At 52.4% G+C, this 21,814-nt stretch carries 17 protein-coding genes; 10 read left to right on the top strand and 7 right to left on the bottom strand.

What is annotated here, in order from left to right; genetic code table 11:
- Nucleotides 1-173: 173 nt before the first annotated feature.
- The 4 genes from hemG to pepQ form a co-directional block, all read right to left on the bottom strand.
- On the bottom strand, nucleotides 174-707 hold the full coding sequence (gene hemG, locus G461_RS0110395; protein ID WP_026971790.1) for a menaquinone-dependent protoporphyrinogen IX dehydrogenase: 534 nt from the start codon (nucleotides 705-707) through the stop codon (nucleotides 174-176).
- A 2-nt stretch (nucleotides 708-709) separates the two neighbouring features.
- Entirely contained in the window at nucleotides 710-2,167 is a 1,458-nt protein-coding gene (locus G461_RS0110390; RefSeq protein ID WP_026959453.1) for a TrkH family potassium uptake protein, read from the bottom strand.
- A 70-nt stretch (nucleotides 2,168-2,237) separates the two neighbouring features.
- Nucleotides 2,238-2,855, bottom strand: a complete 618-nt coding sequence (locus tag G461_RS0110385; protein WP_026971789.1) for a YigZ family protein — start codon at nucleotides 2,853-2,855, stop codon at nucleotides 2,238-2,240.
- A gap of 2 nt (nucleotides 2,856-2,857) precedes the next feature.
- Entirely contained in the window at nucleotides 2,858-4,177 is a 1,320-nt protein-coding gene (gene pepQ, locus G461_RS0110380) for a Xaa-Pro dipeptidase (protein WP_026971788.1), read from the bottom strand.
- A 261-nt stretch (nucleotides 4,178-4,438) separates the two neighbouring features.
- Here pepQ and fadB point away from each other — a divergent pair, with 261 nt between their 5' ends.
- The 10 genes from fadB (at nucleotide 4,439) to G461_RS0110330 (ending at nucleotide 17,545) form a co-directional block, all read left to right on the top strand.
- Entirely contained in the window at nucleotides 4,439-6,589 is a 2,151-nt protein-coding gene (gene fadB, locus G461_RS0110375; protein ID WP_026971787.1) for a fatty acid oxidation complex subunit alpha FadB, read from the top strand.
- Between the two features lie 15 nt (nucleotides 6,590-6,604).
- Complete coding sequence (fadA, locus tag G461_RS0110370; RefSeq protein WP_026971786.1) at nucleotides 6,605-7,768, top strand: acetyl-CoA C-acyltransferase FadA; 1,164 nt, start codon at nucleotides 6,605-6,607, stop codon at nucleotides 7,766-7,768.
- 127 nt (nucleotides 7,769-7,895) lie between these two features.
- Nucleotides 7,896-8,612, top strand: coding sequence for a response regulator (locus tag G461_RS0110365; protein ID WP_026971785.1), 717 nt, complete (start codon nucleotides 7,896-7,898; stop codon nucleotides 8,610-8,612).
- A complete protein-coding gene (locus G461_RS0110360; RefSeq protein WP_026971784.1) occupies nucleotides 8,602-10,041 on the top strand; it encodes an ATP-binding protein in 1,440 nt (479 codons plus the stop codon). Before G461_RS0110365 ends, G461_RS0110360 begins: the two co-directional genes overlap by 11 nt.
- A 95-nt stretch (nucleotides 10,042-10,136) precedes the next feature.
- Nucleotides 10,137-10,385, top strand: a complete 249-nt coding sequence (tusA, locus tag G461_RS0110355; protein ID WP_026971783.1) for a sulfurtransferase TusA — start codon at nucleotides 10,137-10,139, stop codon at nucleotides 10,383-10,385.
- A gap of 211 nt (nucleotides 10,386-10,596) precedes the next feature.
- Nucleotides 10,597-11,502 (top strand): glycine--tRNA ligase subunit alpha, encoded by a 906-nt coding sequence (gene glyQ / locus G461_RS0110350; protein ID WP_026959445.1) that lies wholly within the window; start codon nucleotides 10,597-10,599, stop codon nucleotides 11,500-11,502.
- Nucleotides 11,503-11,513: 11 nt separating this feature from the next.
- Nucleotides 11,514-13,592, top strand: a complete 2,079-nt coding sequence (gene glyS, locus G461_RS0110345; RefSeq protein WP_026971782.1) for a glycine--tRNA ligase subunit beta — start codon at nucleotides 11,514-11,516, stop codon at nucleotides 13,590-13,592.
- A gap of 234 nt (nucleotides 13,593-13,826) precedes the next feature.
- Nucleotides 13,827-14,279: an early set domain-containing protein gene (locus G461_RS0110340; protein WP_026971781.1), complete on the top strand. Its 453-nt coding sequence runs from the start codon at nucleotides 13,827-13,829 to the stop codon at nucleotides 14,277-14,279.
- Nucleotides 14,280-14,357: 78 nt separating this feature from the next.
- A complete protein-coding gene (locus G461_RS0110335) occupies nucleotides 14,358-16,199 on the top strand; it encodes an alpha-amylase (protein WP_051333493.1) in 1,842 nt (613 codons plus the stop codon).
- Between the two features lie 101 nt (nucleotides 16,200-16,300).
- Complete coding sequence (locus G461_RS0110330; protein WP_026971779.1) at nucleotides 16,301-17,545, top strand: valine--pyruvate transaminase; 1,245 nt, start codon at nucleotides 16,301-16,303, stop codon at nucleotides 17,543-17,545.
- 67 nt (nucleotides 17,546-17,612) lie between these two features.
- On the opposite strand, the gene G461_RS0110325 is transcribed toward G461_RS0110330, so the two are convergent.
- The 3 genes from G461_RS0110325 to recF form a co-directional block, all read right to left on the bottom strand.
- Nucleotides 17,613-18,083, bottom strand: a complete 471-nt coding sequence (locus G461_RS0110325; RefSeq protein WP_026971778.1) for an Hsp20 family protein — start codon at nucleotides 18,081-18,083, stop codon at nucleotides 17,613-17,615.
- A 233-nt stretch (nucleotides 18,084-18,316) separates the two neighbouring features.
- A complete protein-coding gene (gene gyrB / locus G461_RS0110320; RefSeq protein ID WP_026959440.1) occupies nucleotides 18,317-20,734 on the bottom strand; it encodes a DNA topoisomerase (ATP-hydrolyzing) subunit B in 2,418 nt (805 codons plus the stop codon).
- A 10-nt stretch (nucleotides 20,735-20,744) separates the two neighbouring features.
- The gene (gene recF, locus G461_RS0110315; RefSeq protein WP_026971777.1) at nucleotides 20,745-21,812 is read right to left on the bottom strand and encodes a DNA replication/repair protein RecF; all 1,068 of its coding nucleotides are present in this window, start codon (nucleotides 21,810-21,812) and stop codon (nucleotides 20,745-20,747) included.
- Nucleotides 21,813-21,814 lie beyond the last annotated feature (2 nt).

The raw sequence follows: 21,814 nt of genomic DNA, 5'->3' as shown, positions 1-21,814 counted from the left end.
TGTTGACGCCTTGCTAACCGTGGGCGTTTGCCCTGTCAGCGGAGGTGCATTATAGGGATCGGATTCTTTTGCGCAAGCGTTTTTTTGAAGAAAATCGGCTTTTTTGCTTCCCAATGGTTTAACCGCAGAAAAAAGCAACAAAACAGGCCGATTTAGGCGAATAAAACACCAAATCAACTGAGTTTTTCTACCTTCAGCGCAAACTCATCGACTTTGGCCCAGTCGGTAAGCTCAATATCTTTAGAGGTATCGGTGCTTCCGCCGGTGATTTTCATAATCAGCTGAATCAAGCGAGTCTGCCACCAGTTGTAGCGAGAGTACAAAAGAGCCCCAGCAAACACCGCTTGTTGTTCAGGCAGCCACACCGCATTCAGTTTTAGCTTCTTCATATAGAGGTTGGTTTCGGGCGTCGCCTTCTCGGCTTTGCGTGCAGTCAGGCATACGCCAAAGAATACACAAGGCAGCTTTGCCAATGTTTCGCGGTACTGGGAAAGAAAGTCGTATAGATGGGGGCGAAACTTACCGTAGCGGATCGACGCGCCAATAATCACCTTGTCATAACCGGCCAGCTGAATTTGCTCTACCGGCGTATCTGCCAAGTTGACGTAGTTAACCTGCTCGAACGAGGTGCGCAGTTTGCCTACTATATGTTTAGCAATCTTTAGGGTCTGTCCATCACAGCTCGAATACACCACTAATAGCTTCATAACTAACTCTTCCAAAATACTGGTGTGAACAACACCAATAAGGTAAACACTTCTAAACGCCCAAACAGCATGGCCAGTACCAATACCCATTTACCGTTGTCAGCCAGCTCACCATAGTGAACAGCTACGTCACCCAGGCCGGGGCCGAGGTTGTTCAAACAGGCAACCACTGCCGAGAAGGCGGTCAGCTCATCGATACCAAAGGCAATCAAGCTGAGCATACAAAGCACAAACACCAGTGCATAGGCAGAGAAGAAGCCCCACACCGCATCAATGACGCGATCCGGCAGTGCTTTATTGCCAATCTTGATTTGGTACACCGCACGCGGATGCACTAAGCGTTTTAGCTCACGCATCCCTTGCAGGCTAAGTAATAGCACCCGCACTACCTTCATACCGCCACCGGTAGAGCCGGCGCAGCCACCAATAAACGAAGAGAATACTAATAGGATGGGCAGAAATAGCGGCCACTCAGAGAAGCTGGAGGTGGTAAAACCCGCGGTGGTTGAGATAGACACCGCTTGGAAAAAGGCTTGGTCGATGGCCAAACCATAGGAATCATAGACCTGGTTGCCCACCAAGATCAGCGCACACACCGCGGTAAGCGCTAACTGGATACCTAAAAACGCCCGGCATTCAGGGTCCATCAAGTAGTAGCGTAGGGTTGGCCTTGGCCCATTAATCACTGCAAAGTGCAGCGAGAAGTTAATCCCCGAGATAATCAGGAACACCGCACAGATGGTGTTGATCAGCGAGCTGTCAAAATGCCCCAGGCTGGCATCGTAGGTGGAGAAGCCACCAATCGCGATGGTTGAGAAGGAGTGGCAGATAGCATCGAACATACTCATTCCGGCCAGCCAATAGGCCAGCGCGCAGATAACCGTGAGCGCCAGATAGATGTACCACAGCACCTTGGCGGTTTCGGCTATTCGGGGGGTCATCTTCTTATCTTTAACCGGCCCCGGGATCTCGGCGCGGTAGAGTTGCATTCCCCCTACACCTAAGATAGGCAGAATCGCCACGGCCAGTACAATGATCCCCATCCCGCCGAGCCACTGTAGCATCTGCCGATAAAACAAGATTGCTTTGGGCAGTTCATCGATGCCGACAATCACAGTCGCCCCGGTGGTGGTCAGCCCAGAGAAGGACTCAAAGAAGGAGTCGGTGACACTGAGATCTGGCTGGCTGGCAAAGATAAACGGCATTGCCCCCACGCTCCCCAGTACCGTCCAGAACAACACCACAATTAAGAAGCCCTCTTTCGCTTTGAGCTCCATCTTTTTATAGCGATGAGGGAACCACAGCAAAAAGCCGGCACATACACATAGGGAAAACGCGGCCATAAAGGCCTTACCTGCACCGTCTTTATACACGGCAGCAACCAGTGCGGGGATGATCATGGTGAAGCTAAACAGCATCACCAACAGACCCACAATCCGGATAATCGCTCGGATTTGCATCCTAACTCTTTAAATAACTCATTGGTTTAGATAGTTGGGTATCTTGAAGCATTTACTAAAGGAGAACAACTCACGGCTGCTCCCGTTTAATGGTGATAGCCCCTTTGCTGGCATCAACCAACTGCTGCTCAAATCCAGCCACATTGGCGCAAGGCACCTGAACCTCAAACACCGCCTGATTGCCAAAGTCGCTAGCGAGCTTTTCGCCTTGGTGTAGCTCTAACATTCGCTCCACCGTGCCGCTGTGACTGTAATCGAAGGTGAGGGTTACTCGCTCCATCGCCACCTTGGTGTCTGTTTCCAACAGCTTTAACGCTTGCTGAGCACCGCCGCCATAGGCTTTTACCAAGCCACCGGTGCCAAGCTTAATGCCGCCAGAATAGCGCACCACTACGGCAACGATCTCCCCCACGCCACTGCCTTGCAGCTGCGCCAGTATCGGCTTGCCCGCCGTCCCCGAGGGTTCGCCATCGTCGCTAAAGCCTAAGCACTGGCTATCAGTGGGGGCGCCAGCTACAAAGGCCCAACAGTGATGACGGGCCTCCGGGTGTTGCTGCCGGGTATTGGCGACAAAGGCATTGGCCTGTTGGCGGTCAGCAGCGTGAGCCAGCAAGGTGATAAATCGGCTCTTTTTGATGGTTTCTTCGAAGCTCACTCCTTGGGCAGGGATCGCATAATCAAGTTTCATACTCAGTGTTCTAGCTCGCGGGTCAGATTACGCGCGCCATTGTCGGTGACCAACACGTTATCTTCAATACGAATACCGCCATAGCGACGAAGCTCGTCCACCTGCTCCCAGTTCACCTCGCCGGCAAACTCTGATTCGGCCAGCTTAGCCAGCAGGCTGTCGATAAAGTACAGCCCCGGTTCAATAGTTAGCACTTGGCTTGGCTCAAGTACCCGGGTGCAGCGCAAGAATGGTGCATTATCAGGTGTCGCCAAATGCGTTCCCTGTGGGTCTTGCATAAAACCGGCAACATCGTGCACCTGCAACCCAAGAAAATGCCCAAGGCCATGGGGGAAGAAGTAGCGGGTTAGTCCCTGCTCCACCGCAGCGCTCGCGCCACAACGAATGAGTTGGAAGTCCACCAAAAGCTTGGCGACAAGTCGGTGGGTCTTGTTATGCAGATCCAAGAAGCGTTTGCCCGGCGCAATGGCATTCGCCAAGCTTTGCTGCAGGCTGTCCATCTCCGCTACCAGCTCGGCAAAAACGCCTTTTCTGTAGGCATAAGTACGGGTGATATCTGCCGCATAGCCGCGATACTGCGCGCCAGCATCCAATAAGAAGGAATGCAGCTTGGCTTCTGGCAGCGCATGGGGTAACTGGCGATCGTAGTGCAGCACCGCAGCATGCTCATTCAGCGCAACAATGTTGGGATAAGGTAATTGGTTCTCTCCCTCGCCCAGGCTCGACAGATAGGCCAGATGTATCTCAAACTCCGAAGCGCCGGCATAGAATGCTTCCTTGGCGGCAGAGTGTGCCCGCAACGCCCGGCCATTGGCCATGGAGATACACTCCACCTCATAGTCGGTTTTGTAGCTGCGGTAATAATGTAGGTAGTTCAATACTGCTTCTGGATTGCGCTCGCCGATGGCAAGGGCTTCGGCCAGCTCTGGGTGGTCACCAAGATAGGCGCAACGATTGCGCTCGGCCGGTAAAAACGGCTCCACATCTTGCGGTTGACGCATCATCTTCACATCGAAGTGGGACAGCCAATCACCAGCAAGCGGCTTATCGCTGTGCCAGTAATCGTCGCTTTGGTGATACACCAGCACCGGCTTAGCGCCGGATACAATGATCAACCAACAATGGGGATGCTCGCACAGCGGCAACCAGTGTTTAAAATGAGGGTTCGCCTTAAACGGATAGTGGTTGTCGTCCAAGAATACCGGTAAGGGGTAGCCTGAATGGATAATCAGCGCATCTAGCTGCTGTTGGTCCATGACCGCCTCGGCGCGTTGCTGAAGGGTCTCTAGGTGTTGCTGATAAGTTTGATCGATAGTCAGCATAGCCTTCCTCTGCTATCTGATAGTTCATTCCGTTAAGCATATCATTGATTTAACTATTGCAATCCAACCAACCCGACAATCCCGACACTACGCAGATGCAGCCCTTTGTTAGCCGAGTAAACTAGAGTTAACAAAAATTATTCAAACAACCGTTTAAATCACTTGTTATATTTGTTTTAATGCTTTAGCAATTTATTAACATTTCATCTGTACCTACATAAACCCGCCCGCTAGAGGCGGTTGCAAACAAGGAGAAGTAGCATGATCTATCAAGGTGCAAACCTGAGCGTCGACTACTTGCAAGATGGCATCGCCGAGCTGTGCTTCGATGCAGCCGGCAGTGTGAACAAACTCGATACCGCCACCCTGTTATCGCTTGGTGAAGCCTTAGAGGCGCTGGGCGCAGAGACCCAGCTCAAAGGGCTGCTGATAAGCTCAGCAAAAAGCGCCTTTATCGTTGGCGCCGATATCACTGAATTCCTTGGTCTGTTCGCCCTGCCCGATGACGAGCTGGCAAGCTGGCTGGTCAAAGCCAATGACGTATTCAACGCACTAGAAGACCTGCCCGTTCCAACCGTTACCGCAATCCAAGGCTATGCCCTGGGCGGTGGTTGTGAACTGATCCTGTCTACCGATATCCGGGTTGCAGACAGCAGCGCGCGCATCGGGTTGCCGGAAACCAAGCTCGGCATCATGCCCGGCTTCGGTGGCACAGTGAGACTGCCACGGATCATTGGTGCTGATAACGCGATGGAGTGGATTACCACCGGTCGCGACTTTAAAGCCAAAGACTGCCTAAGCACCGGTGTAGTCGATGCGGTTGTAGACCCGGACAAACTGCGCGAATGTGCACTACGCATGCTCAGCCAAGCCATCGATGGCAAGCTAGATTGGCAGGCGCGACGCAACGCCAAGCTCTCTCCGCTTAAACTCAATCGCACCGAAGCGACCATGAGCTTCAACGTCGCCAAGGGCATGGTGGCCGCTAAAGCCGGCCCTCACTACCCAGCCCCTTTGACTGCAGTAAAAACCATTGAGAAAGCTGCGCGTTGTCATCGTGAAGAAGCCCTAAAACTAGAAGGCCAATACTTTGTCGGCCTAGCGAAATCGGATGTAACCCAAGCGTTGGTCGGCATCTTCCTTAACGACCAGATGCTCAAAGGCCTGGCTAAGCAAAGCAGCAAACAAGCCAGCGATGTTGCGCAAGCCGCTGTGCTGGGTGCCGGCATTATGGGCGGCGGCATTGCCTACCAAAGTGCCAGCCGTGGCGTACCGGCAGTGATGAAAGACATCAACCAAGATGCGCTGGCGCTGGGCATGCAAGAGGCGACCAAGCTGCTGAACAAGCAACTCGAACGCGGCCGCATCGATGGCTTGAAGATGGGCCAAGTGCTCTCCAGCATTACCCCTACCCTTAACTACCAGAGCGTTGCTAGCAGCGATATCGTGGTCGAGGCGGTGGTTGAGAATCCGAAGATCAAAGCCAGCGTATTGGCCGAGGTCGAGCAGCAGGTGGGTGAGGATGCGATTATTGCCTCCAATACCTCCACCATTCCAATTAGCTTGCTGGCGCAAAACCTACAACGACCAGAGAACTTCTGTGGCATGCACTTCTTTAACCCGGTGCACCGTATGCCCTTGGTTGAGGTGATCCGTGGCGAGACGACCTCGCAGCAAACCATAGACACCGTGGTGGCCTACGCCGCCAAAATGGGCAAGACCCCGGTGGTGGTCAATGACTGCCCGGGCTTCTTTGTTAACCGAGTTCTGTTCCCCTATTTCTTCGGCTTTGCCCGCCTGCTAGAAGATGGTGCCGACTTTGTTGAGGTCGACAAGGTTATGGAGAAACGCTTCGGCTGGCCAATGGGCCCGGCCTACCTGCTAGACGTTGTCGGTATCGACACCGGCCACCACGCCGCCAAGGTAATGGCCAAAGGCTTCCCCGAGCGTATGAGCAAAGACAAGCCAGATGCCATCGATGTGATGTATCAAGCCGAGCGTTTTGGCCAGAAAAACGGCGTCGGATTTTATGCCTACACCACCGACAAGCGCGGTAAACCGAAAAAGTCTGCTGCCCCCGAGTCTTACCAGTTATTGGAAGGGCTGATTGGCAACAAGCAGCAATTCGACCAAGACGGCATTATCGCTCGAATGATGATCCCAATGATTAACGAGGTGGTGCGCTGCTTGGAAGAAGGCATCGTACAAAGCCCGGCTGAGGCCGATATGGCGCTGGTCTATGGCCTTGGCTTCCCACCATTCCGTGGCGGGGTATTCCGCTATCTCGACACCATTGGTTTGGATAACTACGTGGCACTGGCCGATCAATACGCAGAGCTCGGCCCGCTTTACCAAGTCACCGATGGCTTGCGTGCCAAAGCCGCCGCTGGCGAACGCTACTTTGAGCAATAACAGGGAGTCACTATTATGAAAAACGCAGTTATCGTAGATTGCATTCGCACCCCCATGGGACGCTCAAAGAACGGTTGCTTCCGCCATGTACGCGCTGAAGACCTATCAGCCAGCCTGATGAAAGGTCTGCTGGAGCGTAATCCACAAGTTAACCCCAGCGACATCGAAGACATTTATTGGGGCTGTGTCCAGCAAACCCTGGAGCAAGGCTTTAACGTGGCCCGTAACGCCGCATTACTGGCCGGCATTCCCCATGAAGTCGGCGCGGTTACTGTTAACCGCCTGTGTGGCTCTTCGATGCAAGCGTTGCATGATGCGGCCCGAGCGATTATGACCGACCAAGGCGATATGTTTATCGTCGGTGGCGTTGAGCATATGGGCCATGTTCCGATGAATCATGGTGTCGACTTCCACCCCGGCATGGCCACCTCGGTAGCCAAAGCCGCCGGAATGATGGGGATGACCGCGGAGCTACTGTCGCAGCTGCATGGCATTGAGCGCCAACAGATGGATGAGTTTGCTGCTCGCTCGCACCGACGTGCCCACCAAGCGACTGTCGAAGGCCGCTTTAGCGCAGAGATCTACCCGATGGAAGGTCACGACGCTGACGGCGCCCGCTGTCTGATTGAGCACGATGAAGTCATTCGCCCAGAAACCACCGTTGAGGGGCTATCGCAACTGCGCCCGGTATTCGACCCAGCCAACGGCAAGGTCACCGCAGGAAGTTCTTCCGCCCTCTCCGACGGCGCCGCCGCCTTGTTGGTGATGTCTGAAGACAAAGCCAAGGAACTCGGTTTGACCATCCGGGCACGGGTGAAGTCAATGGCGATTGCCGGCTGTGACCCCTCCATCATGGGCTACGGCCCGGTTCCCGCGTCGAAGAAGGCGCTTAAGCGTGCCGGCTTAACCGTTGCCGACATCGACCTGTTCGAGCTCAACGAGGCCTTTGCCGCTCAGGCACTGCCAGTGGTCAAAGACCTAGGGCTAAGCGAAGTGGTCGACAGCAAGGTAAACCTCAATGGCGGCGCCATTGCCCTTGGCCATCCATTGGGCTGCTCGGGCGCGCGTATCACCACCACGCTGATCAACCTGATGGAAGCCAATGATGCCAAACTGGGTCTGGCGACCATGTGTATTGGCCTCGGTCAGGGCATCGCAACGGTGATTGAACGCCCTTAAAATAGCAACAAAAACATCAATAAAGGGAGCTTCGGCTCCCTTGTTGCTAATTTAGCGAAGTTTTTTTGGGCTATGATGGAAATTTGTTATCCTTTGCTCAAACTTATCAAATCCAGCAACAACGCCCATGACCCAAACCAAGCAGCTTCTGGTAGTCGATGACGATCAGGAGATCCGTAGCCTGTTAGAGCAGTACCTGAGTAAATCAGGGTTCAGCGTTATCAGCGCCAATGACGGTGAAGAGATGTCAAAGCTGCTGGAGGATAATCATCCCGAGCTGATTATCCTCGATATCATGCTCCCCGGTGATGATGGCTTTACGCTTTGTCAGAAGATCAGACGACAGTCCAATGTGCCGATTATCATGCTGACCGCCAACTCTGATGAGATGGACCGCATCGTAGGCTTGGAGCTGGGTGCCGACGACTATATCGGCAAGCCGTTTAACCCGCGTGAACTGCTAGCCCGTATCAAAGCCCTGTTGCGACGCACTCAAGCTGCCAGTGCGTCGGCGCAGGCGACTCGATATATTCGCTTTGGCAACTGGCGTTTGGATACCCAAACTCAACACCTGCTGCATGATGATGGCGACAGTTTAGAGCTATCGAGCAATGACTACCGCTTGCTGCAGCTGTTCTTGCAGAACCCCAATCAAACGCTGGATCGCGACACCATTAGCGATGCTACTCGTGGCCGGGAAAGCCTGCCGATGGAGCGTGGTATTGATGTGCAGATCAGTCGCCTGCGCCAGCGCCTGAAAGACGACGGCAAGAGCCCACGTTTGATTCGCACCATCCGTGGTGTCGGCTATATGTTGGTGGCCCAAGTCAGTCATGAGCTTTAGGCAAACGACTAATCGGATACTCCCTCGCTCGCTGCTAGCTCGCACCTTGGTGCTAATGCTAGTGGCGATTGTGTTGGCACAAGCGCTAAGCAGTTTTTTGTGGTACTTCCAGGTGCGCCAATACCATAGCCGCACCTTGCTCGAGAGCAGTCATTATCTGGCTCAGGATATATCCGCTAGCATCAAGCAACTACAGCAGCTACCAGAACAGCAACAGCAAGAGACCATTGAGCAACGCCGCCGCTTGGGTGGGAATCAATACAGTTTTACCTCCCTAAACAGTCCGCTGAGCTTTCAAGTCAGCCCGCAAAATCGCCACTCGCTCGACCTACTCGAGCAACTAGAGAGCGACTTCCAGCAAGAGTTGGCGGCCACAAAGGATATCTCATTGTGGGTGATGCCCTACAATCAGCTGACACGCCAAATGCGCCATGGGCCAAAGTTAAACCTGCCTACGATTTGGTCGGCCACAGTATTTAACGACTATCGTCCCGATCCAAGCCTGATTGTATTGCAACTCAAGCAGCCCAATGGGCAGTGGCTCGCCGTGGTATCACTCCTGCCGCCCCCCTATTTCGAGCTCAGCAAAAACTATTTTGGTCAGGAGCTGGCATGGTTTATGGGGATCATGACCACCTTCTTGTTGCTGTTCACCTTTAGCTTGATCCGCAGTCAGACCCGGCCACTTCGTCGATTAGCCAAAGCCGCTTCATCACTCACCATTGATCTGTTCCAGCCGCCTTTAAAGGAAGAAGGTAGCGATGAAATCTGCCAAGCAACCCGCGCCTTCAATAGCATGCAGAGCAAGCTCAAACGCTATATTGAAGATCGGGAACTGCTGTTTCGCTCCATCTCTCACGACTTAAAAACCCCCATCACTCGTTTGCGGCTGCGTGCTGAGCTGCTCGATGACGAACACACCATTGACGCGTTTAACCGAGACTTAGATGACCTTGAGCTTCTGGCGAAAGGGGCCTTACAGACGGTCAAAGAGACCGATATCCATGAAAACCTCAGCGATATCGACATCATGAGCCATCTGGAACATATCACTGAGCCCTACCAAGGTAAGGTGGCTGTAAAAGGCAGTACCGAGGCGTTTTACCGCGGTAAGCCGTTAGCGATTAAGCGCTGCATTGCTAACCTCATCGATAACGGCATTAAGTACGGCAAACAAGTGGAAGTCTACGTATTAGACGATGAAGAAGAGCTATGTTTGCTGTTCGTTGACCATGGACCGGGCATTCCCGAGCAGCATCACTTGGACGTATTCAACCCCTACGTGCGCCTGGCTACCGACAAAGATGGCAGCGGCCTGGGCTTGGGCATTGCCCGCAACATTGCCCACGCCCACGGCGGTGATGTTACCTTACAGAACCTCCCCCAGGGCGGCCTGGAGGTAAAATTGCAGCTACCCCATGTCAACTAAGCAGCCGCGACAGACACGCGGTTTTTGCGTATGCTGTCGCTAGATGCTAAAAGCACCCACTAAGCCGAATAACTCACAGAGAACCACCGATAGTTATGACCGAAACTGATTTTTCCACTGCTGATCTTCACTTAGACGCCATGGGCCTACGCTGCCCAGAACCGGTGATGATGGTAAGAAAGATGATTCGTCAGATGGAGTTGGGCCAAGTGCTGTGTATTAAGGCCGACGACCCTTCCACCACCCGTGATATCGCTAGTTTCTGCCGCTTTATGGACCACACCTTAGTGGCGCAGCAGATCGAGCAATCCCCCTATTTGTACCTAATTCGCAAGGGCCAATAGGGCGCTTGCAGCACCTCTTCGACTAGCAAAGTAGGTCTCTTCGGCAGATGACTTTGCGAAAAACCGTTGTCAGAAGCCCAAGCCGCGATTAATCACTGTTTTTTTCGTCTGAAAGCGCCGCTTAAAAGCCATACAGTCTAGGGCTTTAGGGAGAGCTGAGGTATACTCCGTCAGTTAAACCATTGATTAAATCATACGCGCGATAGTTGTCATGCAAAAATACGATATTAAGACCTTTCAGGGACTGATCCTGGCCTTACAGGATTATTGGGCTCGTCAAGGCTGTGTCATCGTGCAGCCTCTCGACATGGAAGTTGGCGCCGGTACCTTCCACCCTCAAACCTTTTTGCGCTCCATCGGTCCAGAGCCAATGAGCTCGGCCTATGTGCAGCCATGCCGCCGCCCAACCGACGGTCGTTACGGGGAAAACCCAAACCGCTTGCAACACTACTATCAATTTCAGGTGGTAATGAAGCCATCTCCCGACAACATCCAGGAACTGTACCTGGGCTCGTTGGTTGAGCTGGGCATTAACCCTGAAGTTCATGATATCCGCTTCGTTGAAGACAACTGGGAAAGCCCGACGTTGGGTGCCTGGGGTCTGGGCTGGGAAATCTGGCTAAACGGTATGGAAATCACCCAGTTTACTTACTTCCAACAAGTGGGTGGCCTAGAGTGCGCGCCGGTGACCGGTGAGATTACCTACGGCCTGGAGCGTCTGGCGATGTACATCCAAGGCGTAGACAGCATCTACGACCTGGTATGGACCGACGGCCCAATGGGTAAAGTGACCTACGGCGATGTATTCCATCAGAACGAAGTTGAGCAAAGTACCTACAACTTTGAGCACGCCGACACCGATGCACTGTTTAAGCAGTTCGATCAGTGTGAGAAAGACAGCCAGAAGCTGATTGAAGCTGGCTTACCGCTACCTGCCTACGAGCAAGTGATGAAGGCCTCGCATGCCTTTAACCTGCTTGATGCCCGCCACGCGATCTCGGTTACCGAGCGTCAGCGCTTTATCCTGCGTGTTCGCACCTTGGCTAAAGCTGTTGCCGAAAGCTACTACGCTGCGCGTGAAGAGCTTGGCTTCCCACTGTGCAACAAACAAAAATAAGGTAGCGAGTAATGAACGTAGATAAATTGTTAGTCGAGATTGGCACCGAAGAGCTACCACCAAAAGCCCTGCGCAAACTGGCAGAAGCTTTCCGTGACAACTTTGTAGCGGGCACTGAGAAAGCCGGCCTGGCCTATGGCGAGATTAAGTGGTTCGCTGCTCCTCGCCGCCTGGCACTGCTAATCGACCAAATGGCCGAGCAGACCCCGGATAAAATCGTTGAAAAACGCGGCCCTGCAGTTAGCAGCGCCTTCGACGCCGAAGGTAAGGCCACCAAGGCCGCTGAAGGTTGGGCACGCTCTAACGGCATTACCGTAGAGCAAGCCGAGCGTCTGGTTACCGATAAAGGTGAGTGGCTGCTGCATAAAGCCGAAGTGAAAGGCCAAAGCGTATACGAGTTGGTGCCTTCACTGGTGGCTGACGCGCTGGCCAAGCTGCCTATCCCTAAACCGATGCGTTGGGGCGCTTACAGCACCCAGTTTATCCGTCCGGTTCACACCATCACCATGCTGTACGGCGACAAGCTGGTTAAAGGCGAAGTGCTGGGTATTGAATCAGCGCGCACCATTCGCGGTCACCGCTTTATGGGTGAAGCAGAGTTCGAGTTGAACCACGCGCAAGACTACGAGCAACAACTGGATCAGCGCGGCAAAGTCATCGTGAACTACGAGCGCCGTAAAGAGATCATCCGCGAGCAAGTTGAAGCTGAGGCGGCCCGCGAGAACGGCGTTGCCGATATCGATGAAGATCTGCTTGAAGAAGTGTGTTCGCTGGTTGAGTGGCCCGTTGCCATGGTGGGTAGCTTCGCCGAGAAGTTCTTGGATGTACCGGCCGAAGCGCTGATCTACACCATGAAGGACAACCAGAAGTACTTCCCGATCCTCGACAAGCAAGGCCAACTACTGCCGCGCTTTATCTTTGTATCGAACATCGTCAGCAAAGACCCTCAGCAAGTTATCTCTGGTAACGAGAAGGTGGTCACCCCGCGCTTGGCCGATGCCGAGTTCTTCTTCAACACTGACCGCAAGACCAAGCTAGAAGACCGCCTGGACTCACTGGGTAAAGTGGTGTTCCAGCAAAAACTTGGCACCATGCTGGACAAGTCCAAGCGTATCGCTGAACTGGCCTCTCAGCTAGCAGCAGAGATCGATGCCGATGTGCAGCACGCACAACGCGCAGCGCTGCTATCTAAGACAGATCTGGGCAGTGAAATGGTACTGGAGTTCCCAGACGTGCAAGGTGTGATGGGCATGTACTATGCGCGCCACGACGGTGAGCACGAAGAAGTTGCCACTGCACTTAACCAGCAGTACTGGCCACGCTTCTCTGGCGACAAACTGCCAGAAACCGGTGTTGCTGCCGCCGTAGCGATTGCTGACAAGCTCGACACTCTGGTGGGTATCTTCGCCATCGGCCAGCTGCCAAAAGGCGATAAAGACCCATTCGCACTGCGCCGTGCCAGTTTGGGTATCCTGCGTATCATCATTGAAAAAGGCTTTGCCTTGGATCTGGATACGTTGTTCACTAACGCACTACTGTTGCAGCCGCTTGAGCTAAGCCAAGAACAGCAGCAACAGGTTAAGCAGCAGTTGATTGAGTTTGTTTATGCACGTCTGCGCGCCAGCTACCTAGAACAAGGTATCGATGCCAGCGTGATTTCGGCGGTACTCGAGCGCAAGCCAACTCGCCCAATCGATATTGAGAAGCGCATCAAAGCAGTTGCCCAGTTCCGTGAACTTGAGCAAGCTGAAGCCTTGGCTGCAGCTAACAAGCGTGTATCCAATATCCTGGCTAAAAACCCTGACTTCGTTAAGCCAGAGGTCGACCAAGCCTTGTTTGAAAGCGAGCAAGAGAAAGCGCTGTATGCCGCCCTAAGTGGCCTGCAGATAGAGTTAGCACCTGTATTGGCTGCAGCCGACTATCAGCAAGCACTGACCAAGCTGGCTAGCCTACGTGAGGTAGTGGACGCCTTCTTCGACAACGTGATGGTAATGGCCGATGACGAAGCGGTGAAGATCAACCGTCTGACCCTGCTTAGCCAACTTCGCGCGCTGTTCTTAGAAATTGCAGATATCTCGCTGATTCAATAACTTCTCAGCGTATCATTGAAAGCCACCCAGCCTTGCTCGGTGGCTTTTTTGATCCCCCTCACAGATCTCCATTTTGCCCTGAAATGTTGAAATCCTTTTCATTTTTTTACTGTGAGCTTGGCACGTTTTTCCTCGTTTTCCTCGGCTATAAAAGTGCATGAGTTCATCTCATTACGTAATGAATTGTCATTCAAGGCAATGGAATAACGAAATAACTATTAAAGGAAAAGGATTATGCTAAAGAACTTATTCAGAGCAGGTGTGCTTGCAATGGTCGCACTTGTTGCAGCGGGTTGTGCGTCTTCAGGTGACTCTGCGAGTAAGCTGCCACGCGATGTGTTCCTTCGCGGCGTATTCACATGGTGGGATGCTGAGCCTCAATTCAAGCTGCAACCTGTTGAAGGTCAAGAAAACGTGTGGAGCGCAACCTCTCCACTGGACGAGCCACTGATTGCTGATGGCCAACCTTACGAGTGGAAGTTCGGTGATGCAGCATGGCAATGTGGTACCAACTTTGGCTTCCTTTCTGGAGAAGCTGATATTGCTCTAGGCGAGCGCCGTGAGTCCAACAAGTGTTCAGCATTCGACAACTTCAAGTTCACTCCTGAAGAAGATGGCGTATACCGCTTCTTCCTAGATTGGAGCGGCGAGCTCCCTGTTGTTTACATCGAAAAAGAAGAGATGTAAGCACTTACCTACCCCAAAAAGCCCCGCATGGGGCTTTTTTTTTCTTCGATTTGTGTCAGCAAGTAAACGGATGTTCTTATGTCGAATACTCTTCTTCGTATCGCGATTAGCGCAGCGCTTGGCGCGACTATCGCTGCCTGTGCAAGCTCAGGTACACCTAGTTCTTCATCAAGCTCTGCTAGCGGCACAGAAGCCGCTGTAGCCAATGCCAGCGCAGCAGCCTGCCAGTTGTGGGATGGCGTCAGCCCCGTCACCATTGATGTATCCTCGAGCTTCGCAGAGGGTCAGCAGCTTCGCGACTTCTATAGCCAGCAACTTGTAACCGTCGCCGACGGCAAGGTCACACTAGTACCTGCCGAGCAAAGCCAAGGCTTAGTATTGCTGGAAGCGGAGTCTCACACTCCAGATGCGTTTAGCTGGGACAGCGCGAGCGTCTACTTCGTTATCACCGACCGCTTCTACAACGGTAATCCAGACAACGATAACAGCTATGGCCGCAGCAAAGACGGTAAAAACGAGATTGGCACCTTCCACGGTGGCGATATAGCGGGTCTAACCGCTCAGCTAGACTACTTGGGTGAACTGGGTATCGATGCGATCTGGATAACCGCGCCCTATGAGCAGATCCGCGGCTGGGTCGGTGGTGGTATGCGCGGGGACTTTAAACACTACGGTTATCATGGCTACTACGTCCAAGACTACACACTCATGGACCAAAACATGGGGACTGAAGACGAGCTTCGTCAGTTCGTCGATAGCGCCCATGCACGCGGTATTCGCGTGGTAATGGACATCGTGATGAACCATACCGGTTACGCCACGTTGGCAGATATGCAGCAGTTTGGCTTCGGTGCGACCCAAGAATACGACGGCGGTATCGAGCAATACCTTGGAGAGAACTGGAGCGACTGGAGTCCCGGTAAGGGCGAGACCTGGCATAGCTTTAACGACTATATCGATTATGGCGATCGCGAGGCGTGGCAACGTTGGTGGGGCAAAGATTGGGTGCGCACCGATATCAGTGGCTACCCAGCTCCCGGCCCAAGCGATCTGACCATGTCGCTGGCCTACCTGCCTGACTTTAAAACCGAGTCCTTGGACGCTGTCGGACTCCCCAACTTCTATCAGAACAAGCCTGATACCAAGGCTGTGGAGATACCGGGTGCGACGGTGCGTGACTACCTGATAACCTGGCTTAGTGACTGGGTACGTGAGTATGGCATCGACGGCTTCCGAGCCGATACCGTTAAACACGTGGAACCTGAAGCGTGGCTCGAGCTTAAGCTTGCCGCTAGTCGTGCATTCGAAGATTGGAAGCAAGCCAACCCGGATAAAGTGCTCGATGACAATCCGTTCTGGATGACTGGCGAGTTCTGGGGGCAAGGCATCAATCATTCACCGCTTTATGCTAAGGGCTTCGACTCGCTGATCAACTTCAGCTTCCAAGAAGACGATGCCAGCAAGGGCGTTGGGTGCCTGGCGGAGATGCAGTCCACCTATCAGCGCTACGCTGATGTATTAGGTGGTCGCGAGGAACAGGTTCTTTCTTATATTTCCTCACACGACACTAAACTTGCCTATGGCAGCATCTCTAAAACGCCAGAGCAGCATCAGCAACTGGGCACCGCATTTGCGCTGTTACCGGGTGCTATCCAAGTGTTTTATGGCGATGAGAGCGCCAGAAGCAAAGGACCGCGTAGTTCAGACCGTCATCAGGCAACTCGCTCCCCCATGAACTGGGATGAGCTAGAGGGAGAGAAAGCTGAGGTATTGTCGCATTGGCAAACCGTGCTGAACTTCCGTAGACGCCACAATGCAGTGGCAACCGGCACGCATAAGCAGCTAAGCACCAGCCCTTATGTATTTGAACGAAGCACTGATGACAGCAAGGTTGTGGTTGCCTACTTCGGTATGCAATAGACCGATCATACCGTCACTAAGATAAGGCGAGCATTAGCTCGCCTTTTTGTTTGCCGCTATTTTTTCACGCTGTTAAGGTATGGGGCAATCAGGAGGGGAAGATGTACTCAAAATTCGGAGAAAAATTTACTAAGCACGCCGGCATCACTCAGCTAATGTCCGATTTGGATGAAGGCTTACGCGCCGGCGAAAATATGTTGATGTTAGGCGGCGGCAACCCGGCCGACATCCCAGCACTAAAGAGCGAGTTTGCTAAACACCTCAATCAAGGTCTCGGCGATGGTTCATTGCTACATGCACTCTGCAACTATGACTCGCCACAGGGCAACCAAGCCTTTATCGAGAGCTTAGCAGCCCTACTCAAAAGTCAGTTTGGCTGGGAGTTATCTCCTAACAACATCGCGCTAACCAATGGCAGCCAAAGCGCCTTCTTCTATCTGTTTAACCTGTTCGCCGGTGAAAGCAGTAACGGCCACAAGAAAGTTCTGTTCCCCTTAGCGCCTGAATACATTGGCTACGAGGACAGCGGTCTGACTGAGAACCTGTTTTGCTCCTACAAGCCAACCATCGAGTACCTGCCCGAGCGACAGTTTAAGTATCACATCGATTTTGACCAAGTGAGTATCGACGATGATATTGGGCTTATCTGCGTGTCTCGCCCCACCAACCCCACCGGTAATGTCATTACCGATGGTGAGTTGGCTAAACTGGATGAGCTAGCCAGAGCGCACCAGATACCCTTACTGATCGACAATGCCTATGGTTTGCCCTTCCCGAGCATCGTATTTAATGACGCTACGCCCTTTTGGAATGACAACACCATTCTATGCCTAAGCCTTTCTAAGCTCGGTCTGCCCGGCACACGCTGCGGTATTGTAATTGCGAATTCCGATATCATCGCAGCAATGGGTAATCTAAGCGGTATTATCAACCTCGCCCCCGGGGGGATTGGGCCCGCCATCGCACGCCTAATGATTGAAGATGGCTCGCTATTGTCGCTAAGTAAGGAAGTCATAGCGCCCTTCTATCAGCAACGAGCCCAACGTACCCTGCAAGCGCTGCAACAAGCAATCCCCTCGCCGCACTTCCGTATTCATAAGCCCGAGGGTGCCATGTTCCTGTGGTTATGGTTTGAAGACTTGGCGATAAGCTCACAAGCGCTCTATGAACGGCTCAAGGAAAAAGGACTGTTGATTGTACCCGGTAGCTATTTCTTCCCAGGTATCGACAAGACCTGGCCGCATACCCAGCAGTGCATCCGCCTTAACTATGCCGCGAAAACAGAGGTGGTCGATCGCGCGATTGCCATCCTGGCCGAGACCGTTAATCCTCTGCTTCCCGATTAACACGCCGCGCTAATTAACGATCAAAAAAAGGCGCTGATGCGCCTTTTTTTAACTTAGCGTCGAGTGATTAGCTCGCTTGCTTATTCAGATGCTCGATGGTTTCTGAGTGACCAGAGCTGATTGGGATATTCTTTGGCTTCAGGGCTTCTGGGATTTCACGCTCAAGATCGATGTTGAGCAGGCCATTTACCAAAGCGGCCGACTTAACCTTCACATGGTCGGCAAGTTGATAGCGGCGTTCAAAGCCACGTTCTGCAATTCCTTGATGCAGGTAGTTCACCTTCGCTTCACCCTTCTTCTCTTTCACACCTTTAACTAGCAAGGCATTGTCTTGAGAGGTAATGGTTAGCTCCTGTTCGCTAAAACCTGCTACAGCAATGGTGATGCGGTAGTGGTTCTCATCGACAGCTTCAATGTTATACGGAGGGTAACCTTGGCTCTGTGCACTGTTGCTGCTGGCAGACTCAAGCAGCGAAGCCAGACGGTCGAAGCCAATAGCAGTGCGGTAAAGGGGTGAAAAGTCGTATTGATTACGCATAGTGTTTATCCTCATTTGAGCAATAAATTAAATTGTTGGACCCAGTAGCTGGCGTCCGTAAAAGTGGCTAATCCTGTTGGGCTTAGCCGGCGGTGATGACTGTTGTCCCTCACCTGTTTAACTATATGGAGATGGCCCAACTCAGTTTCAAGTGATCGCCCATAAAAAAACCTGCACACAGGTGCAGGTTTTTCTTTATTCAGCCCGTTAGGCTCTAGCTGACTCGTGCCAATTTATACGTCCAAGTTTTCAACGTTAAGCGCATTCTCTTCAATAAATGCACGACGAGGTTCTACTTGGTCGCCCATCAAGGTGGTGAACAACTGGTCACAGGCAATCGCATCTTCGATGGTCACCTTCAGCATACGACGCACTTCTGGGTCCATGGTGGTTTCCCAAAGCTGCTCAGGGTTCATCTCACCCAGACCTTTATAGCGTTGGATGTATAGACCGCGACGCGACTCGGCCATCAGCCAGTTAAGCGCTTGCTCGAAGCCATTCACAGGCTTGGTCTTCTCACCACGCTTCACGTAAGCGCCCTCTTCGATTAGCGAGTCCAGGCTTTCGTGTAGTTCACAGATCTCCAGGTAGTCCTTAGAGGCGAAGAACTCTGGGTCGAAGGTGTAGTTGTGCTCAACACCATGTTGGCGCAGTACTACCTGAGGGAAGAAAATGTCGCGCTCTTCGTGCTTAACCACCTCAACCGCGTAGAAGTTGCCACTTGGTAGCTGCTCGTTCACCGGAGCAATCAACTGCTCTGCCCACTGCTTTACTTTTTGCTCATCGTTAAGCTCGTCTTCGGCAAGCTTACCTTGATAGAGCATCTGGCTCAGTAGCGCAATCGGGTAACGGCGAGACAGGCGTTCGTTGTTCTTCCATACCTTACGGTACTTCACTACCAGTGACTCAAGTTGCGCACCAGAAATAGCCGGGGCATCTGGGTTGACGTGCAGGCCAGCGTTATCAAGCGCAATGGTGGTCAGATACTCAGTCAGCGCTTCTTCATCTTTCACATAGCGCTCTTGCTTACCTTTCTTCACTTTATAAAGAGGAGGCTGAGCGATGTACACGTAACCGCGTTCGATAATCTCTGGCATTTGACGGTAGAAGAAGGTCAACAGCAACGTTCGAATGTGCGAGCCGTCGACATCAGCATCGGTCATGATGATGATGTTGTGGTAGCGGGTTTTCTCTGGGTCATACTCGTCGCGGCCAATGCCACAGCCCAAAGCGGTAATCAGTGTTGCCACTTCTTGAGAAGACAGCATCTTGTCGAAGCGCGCCTTCTCGACGTTCAAGATCTTACCTTTAAGCGGCAAGATCGCTTGGTTCTTACGATTACGGGCCTGCTTGGCACTACCGCCTGCAGAGTCACCCTCCACTATGTACAGTTCAGAAAGCGCAGGGTCTTTCTCTTGGCAGTCAGCCAACTTACCAGGCAGGCCAGCCAGATCCAATGCGCCTTTGCGACGAGTCATCTCACGTGCTTTACGGGCAGCTTCACGAGCACGAGCAGCATCGATAATCTTCTGGGTAATGATCTTAGCGTCTTGCGGGTGCTCCAGCAGGAACTCAGACAGGCGCTCACCCATCGCTTGCTCAACCGCCGACTTCACCTCTGACGAAACCAGCTTGTCCTTGGTTTGAGAAGAGAACTTCGGATCAGGTACTTTAACCGAGATAACCGCAGTCAGACCTTCACGGGCATCATCGCCTGAAGTGTTGCCCTTCTCTTTCTTGTTGATACCTTCTTTGTCCATGTAGGAGTTCAAGGTACGTGTTAGCGCAGCACGGAAGCCCGCAAGGTGAGTACCACCGTCGCGCTGTGGAATGTTGTTGGTGAAACAGTAGATGGACTCTTGGAAGCCATCGTTCCACTGCATCGATACCTCAACCGCAATACCATCTTCTCGTTCAGTTGAGAAGTGGAAGGCGCCATCGTGGATAGGCGTCTTGTTCTTGTTTAGGTAGTTTACGAAAGCCTGGATGCCACCTTCATACATAAAGTGGTCTTGCTTGTCGTCGCGCTCATCCTTAAGGATGATGGACACACCGGAGTTCAAGAACGACAGTTCGCGCAGACGTTTCGCTAAGATGTCATAGTGGAAATTGGTATCTGAGAAGGTTTCAGCACTTGGCCAAAAACGCAAAGAAGTACCGGTCTGCTGGGTATCGCCTACCACCTTTAGTGGCTCTTTAGGCTCACCGTGGTGGTAAGTCTGTTCGTGAACATGGCCTTGGCGACGAACCGTCAGCTTCAGTTTCTCTGACAGTGCGTTCACTACTGAAACACCTACACCGTGCAAACCACCCGATACTTTGTAGGAGTTATCATCGAATTTACCACCGGCGTGCAGTACGGTAAGAATTACCTCAGCAGCCGACACACCTTCTTCGGGGTGAATATCAACCGGTACACCGCGGCCATCATCCGAAACCGAAACCGAACCATCGGCATGGATGGTTACAACGATGTCTTTACAGTGTCCTGCCAAGGCTTCATCGATGGAATTATCTACCACCTCGAATACCATGTGGTGTAGGCCGGTACCATCGTCAGTATCGCCGATGTACATACCAGGACGCTTTCTTACTGCATCTAGTCCTTTCAGTACCTTAATACTGGAAGAACCGTATTCGTTTTCAGCCATGTTTAACTCTCTAGTTTTCGTTTCGAACGCTGCCATGTTCCACGTGGAACACCCCGCATTCTGTTAAATCAAATCCATCTAGTTGGTTCTGTTCGATTGCAGTCACAAACACTTGAGCTTCAGTTTGCATCAGCTGCTTTGCTAGCAGTGTGCGCTTGTGCTTGTCTAACTCCGCTGCAAAGTCGTCGACTAGATAAATGGTTCGCTTGCTCAGCTCTTGGTAGTTGAGCTTACCTTGGGCCAATTTAAGCCCGCATACTAATAGCTTCAACTGCCCACGTGAAACTACATCCTGCGCATTGCGCTTATCGAGTTTCAACCTAAGGTCAGCTTTGTGAGCCCCGTACTGCGTGAAGCCCATGTGTTTGTCTCGGTCGAAGCTGCGAGCTAGTAGCTCACTCAACTCAGACTTTTTATCCCAACCGCGAAAGTGTTCCACGTGAAACACATACTCGGGCAAGAACATCTCAAGCATCTCCTCGAGATAAGGCCGTAGCCTTGCCAAGTACTCTTCGCGCATCTGCGCGGTGGAAATACTTAGTTCGCAAAACTGCCTATCCCAGGGTGCTAGGTCTGCGTAACTGCGTGCAGTTTTTAGCAGCGCATTTCTTTGCCTTAACAAACGTCTCAAGTTTTGCCAAACCGGGTAGTAACGTTGTTCCACGTGGAACACTCCCCAATCTAGAAACGCACGACGTTCTTTGGGGCTGCCATCTACAATCCCATAGCCATTGGGTTGCAGCAGCTGCATTGGCAAGCTTGCGCTAATACTTGCCTGCCCTTGTAAGGTTTGACCATCAAGCTTTAAGACGGTATCTCCGCCTCGGGTCTTCTTGAGCCCTACTTTGTGCTCGCCTACTTCTGCGAACACTACGAAGTCATCATGCTCGTGCTGGACCACTTTGCTAGGACGGTTGGTTCTGAACGAACGGCCTAGCCCAAGAAAATGTATCGCTTCCAGAATACTGGTCTTGCCGCTACCGTTGTCACCGACAATGATGTTGAGTCGTGGGTGCAAGGGAAGCTCGGCTTGGCTCAAGTTGCGAAACTTAACCAAGCGCAACAGATTGAGTTGCATCG

The organism is Aliagarivorans marinus DSM 23064 (genome assembly GCF_000429485.1).
Taxonomy (GTDB): domain Bacteria; phylum Pseudomonadota; class Gammaproteobacteria; order Enterobacterales; family Celerinatantimonadaceae; genus Aliagarivorans; species Aliagarivorans marinus.
The sequence above is the reverse complement of the archived record's forward strand: the minus strand, read 5'-3'. Positions and strand labels throughout refer to the sequence as shown.